This is a genomic window from Halodesulfurarchaeum sp., from assembly GCF_036626455.1.
In the GTDB taxonomy this organism is placed as follows: domain Archaea; phylum Halobacteriota; class Halobacteria; order Halobacteriales; family Halobacteriaceae; genus Halodesulfurarchaeum.
On the sequence record NZ_JAZKRK010000070.1, the window covers coordinates 1 to 3,755 of the forward strand.

The 3,755-nt window shown below is 48.3% G+C and carries 4 protein-coding genes; 1 reads left to right on the forward strand and 3 read right to left on the reverse strand.

Annotated features, from left to right (window positions below; all coding sequences use genetic code 11):
* From V5A26_RS11235 to V5A26_RS11245, 3 genes are all read right to left on the reverse strand, one after another.
* Positions 1-563: response regulator (locus tag V5A26_RS11235; RefSeq protein ID WP_332322542.1), on the reverse strand; the 563-nt coding region annotated here is incomplete at its 3' end.
* A gap of 248 nt (positions 564-811) precedes the next feature.
* Positions 812-1,783, reverse strand: a complete 972-nt coding sequence (locus V5A26_RS11240; protein WP_332322543.1) for a glycoside hydrolase family 26 protein — start codon at positions 1,781-1,783, stop codon at positions 812-814.
* Positions 1,776-2,864 (reverse strand): glycosyltransferase, encoded by a 1,089-nt coding sequence (locus V5A26_RS11245; protein ID WP_332322544.1) that lies wholly within the window; start codon positions 2,862-2,864, stop codon positions 1,776-1,778. Before V5A26_RS11245 ends, V5A26_RS11240 begins: the two co-directional genes overlap by 8 nt.
* A 364-nt stretch (positions 2,865-3,228) precedes the next feature.
* Between V5A26_RS11245 and V5A26_RS11250 the strand changes: the two genes are divergently transcribed.
* Positions 3,229-3,687 carry a pyridoxamine 5'-phosphate oxidase family protein gene (locus tag V5A26_RS11250; RefSeq protein WP_332322545.1) on the forward strand — a complete coding sequence of 153 codons (459 nt, stop codon included), beginning with the start codon at positions 3,229-3,231 and terminating at the stop codon, positions 3,685-3,687.
* Positions 3,688-3,755 lie beyond the last annotated feature (68 nt).

A 3,755-nucleotide genomic window follows, 5' to 3' on the forward strand; every position in this document is an offset into this window, starting at 1 on the left:
AGCGGTGACATTCCGAAGATTTCTTCCGGATCATCATATCCATGAATTGCCGCCAGACGGGGGTTCACATACACGAACTCTCCGTCCTGAATGATGTATATCCCGACGAAATTCTGGTCTACCAATATGGTGAATTGCCGTCGAAGTTTGTCCAATTCCTGCACGTTTCGGTATTTTTCGACCAACGTCCCGGCCCTATTCGCCAACAGCTCGTACTGCTGTCTACCGCTTTTCTTCTGTAGGTAATCAGAAACGCCGGAACTGATCGCTTCGCTGGCCACCGACTCCGAGCCCTTGCCTGTAAACAAGATGAACGGAAGGTCAGGGTAGTCCTCCCGCACGGTTTCGAGAAACTCGATACCGTTCTGCTTAGGCATATCGTAGTCGGAAACGATACAGTCAATACTGGAATTAGAAAGCTGTTTCAGCCCCTCATCTGCACTTGCTGCTGTTTGAACGGATATCCGCTCATCTTCGCGCTCCAAAAACTCGGCAGCGAGTTCGGCGAAATCCGGGTCGTCATCTACATGAAGGACCTGGATTTCGTCGGTGGAGTCGGTCATTATCCGGTATAGTGTCGGTACCGGCAAAAGGAATTCCCTCAGGGTATAGCAGGCGTCCCTGCTGGACCGACGACTGTGTTTTCCCTCACCCAGCCTATAGTGATTTGCTTAGTAATTGGGTCATACTGCATATGCGCTGTGTATTCATCACGTTCCGTGAGACCTAATCAGAGGTTGTCAGAAACCGACTGCAAGATACAGAGCGTGTATTTAGCATCCGTGAGTTGATTTAATCTCCTCTCAAGAAATTATAAAGTAATACTTTCGTAGGCAAGATATTGGATTGCTGCCCTTCGGAACGAAGGGTAAACGGCAAATTTTGTTCCATTGATTACGACGTGTCCCGGATACCGTTTGTCAGCATTGGATGCTATATGAAACACACGCCAGTCCGTTTCTTTATCTACATTAAACCAGCTGGCCAAACGAATATCCCACCGATTGAACAAATCAAAGGCATGCAAAATCCACGACGCTTTGGCGGTTGGATCAATGTTGCCGTCTCGTAGTGATGAGCAACCGAATTCGGGAACGGTTATAGGAGCTTCGGATATCTCTCGTATTTCTTTGAAGGCCGGCTCAAAAATGGATGTAGGCCCCCTCCACTCACTCCAATCTTGACTTCCACCAAAATTATACCCATCGACACCGATCAAATCAACATACGCGTCGCCAGGATAGATCGCTGCGATATCGACATCACTTGTAGTCTCCGCATTAATTGACCAAAGCCACTGAATGTTTTCTTTCAAAAGGTCATTGTCCCCAAATATATCATATATTGTCCGCCATACTCTGCGGTAATCTGAGGGATCAACCCCGGCACCTACGCTCCAAGGGTACCATGAACCGTTCATTTCGTGGGCAGGCCTGAGAATTAGTCTTCGTTGGGATGACGACCTCAGCCATTTTGCGAATTGAGTTGCCCAGTCCCTAAAATTCTCATCCAGGTTATCGCTCCCGCTCAGCAACTTAGAAGACGCAATTTCTTCCATAGCCCAGGGTTCGAGCGTGACTACAGGGACTAACCCGTTCTTCCAGAGGGGAGTCAAGTACTCATCGAAAAACTGTTCTCGTAATGCGGAGGAGACATCTACTGGAACGAAAGTCGTAACTACCGACAGATTTTCATTGAGCCACTGGTCAAAGGCCATCGCCTCATCCAAATCATCCGCTGGAAATACCCCAAGCGCTCGGTGAAGACTGTCAGTTTTAGTCATAACTATTTTGGGTTGGATCTTCGCTCGAAGCGGGTGTGGAGAATTCGTCTTCTTGGGAGTTATCATCGACTTTCGCAGTAATTTCAAATGTATCGGGCGGGGAGATAATCCCCCACAGTGCGCCAAAAGAGTGTAGGATTGTTGTGAGTGGGGCAAGGATAAGAACAGCAATTGCAATCGGAATTGACGGTCGATAACGGAGGAGGCCAATTATGATCCAGATATACATGAACCCTAGGAGAACTAAAGAGGTGACAAGGTACATTTCGGCGAAAAAAATGTCTATTCCAGGAAGGAGTCCGATGACTGCCAGAACCGGAATGACACCCGTTGCTGACCAAGAAAGGTCACGGATACCATACATGAGGATGCGATCGACAGAAAGAATCTGAAAATCCTCACGACTTCCAGCAATCCAGCGACGCCGTTGCTGGAACATCTCCCAGAAATTAGGAGGAGCCTGGTTTGAGATACGGTCAGGAATATATGCAAAAGACACCTCTCTATCAAGTTCGGTGAACGCTCGCCACATAAAGACTGTATCCTCAATAACAGTCGGATAATCCCAAGTGATTTCGTCTTCCACGGATTTCCTAATAGCTATTCCGCCTCCCCAAGCGTATAGCGGAATTTTTACCCGCGGAAACGAGGTTTGTTCAATTTGAAATCCGATGCGATTGATTTCACAAAAGTATGTGAGTAGGCTAGAGGTTTTGCGGGGAAATTCGTTAAACTGAATGATATCAGCATCGGGAAACCCCCCAAACTCAAGCATATGACTGTCCTCGTCGAGGTAAAGTGTAAATTCGCGTTTAGATGGTATCGATTGACGTGCCCATTCTACCGCACGCGCTTTATTCGTTGCGTCGGACTCGAAATCCGCAGGTACCACCCGAACTTCCGCCCCTGGAATCTCAATTAATTCCTCAGCTATGACATACGGTTTGTCAAACGAATCAGGGAGGTTTCGAACAGTTTCGCGAACTACGGATTCATTATCAACAGTTAAGATTCGGACCTGTGCGTCTCCTGCGTCGTATTGGCGAGAAGGTGGGGAGTAAAAAATACCGTACCTAAGCATCTCGTAACTCCAAAACAAGGCCCCGGCTATGTAGAGACTTAATACCGACCAGAGGAGTATTGTGGCCCCAATGTTGACAAATGGGATACGGCTTATTTGGAGGGGTAGAAAAAACATTTGATCCTTGTTAATACCTAAAGTGCATTAAATTTACCATTTTTGGAAAAATAAGTGGCATCTTAGTAATTTCGCTTGCTGTATAAGCGCGTTCTATTCATCATGAGATCTGAGAAATGCCAGTTCTCTATCTAAAACCACTTGCAAGACTTAGAGGCTGTTTTCAGCATGCTGATTCCGTGGTGATAGGCGTCCATCGGTCGTACCTACCAAACGGATTTTCACTCTGGCCGTGGAGGCGAAGTGCATGGAGATCGTCAAGAACACACTTGAGGTATCGCTGGACGAGTTCCTCAACCGGCCGTTGTTCTGTTTTGTTGCGCAGGAATCTGATACCGGCCCCCGGGTGTCCCCCCTCTGGTTCTTGTGGGAGGCGGGGGCCATTTGGAACGTCGCACGGTTGAGTGGCCGGTCGTACCCCGAGCGGGTAAAGCAGTATCCGCAAACGGCACTCGGAATCGTTGATTTCGACCCCGCTACGGGACGGGTGGAACACGTTGGAATGCGTGGAAAGGCAACGCTCGAACCGTACGATACGGCCCGAGCAAAACGCCTTTTCCAGAAGTATCTTGGCGATCAACAAAGCGAGTGGCCCGCGATGTTCGTCGAGTTCGATACGGACGATTACCGACTAATCAGATTCGAAGCTGAGACGGTTGTGGCCCGTGATCAATCCTACCCGACTCCAGAAGACAGGAGCGACTAAAAAAGTAATTCACTCGGACGACCCGTTAGTTCTTTCCCCCGTGGCGCTGGCAATGAATTCATGGACAC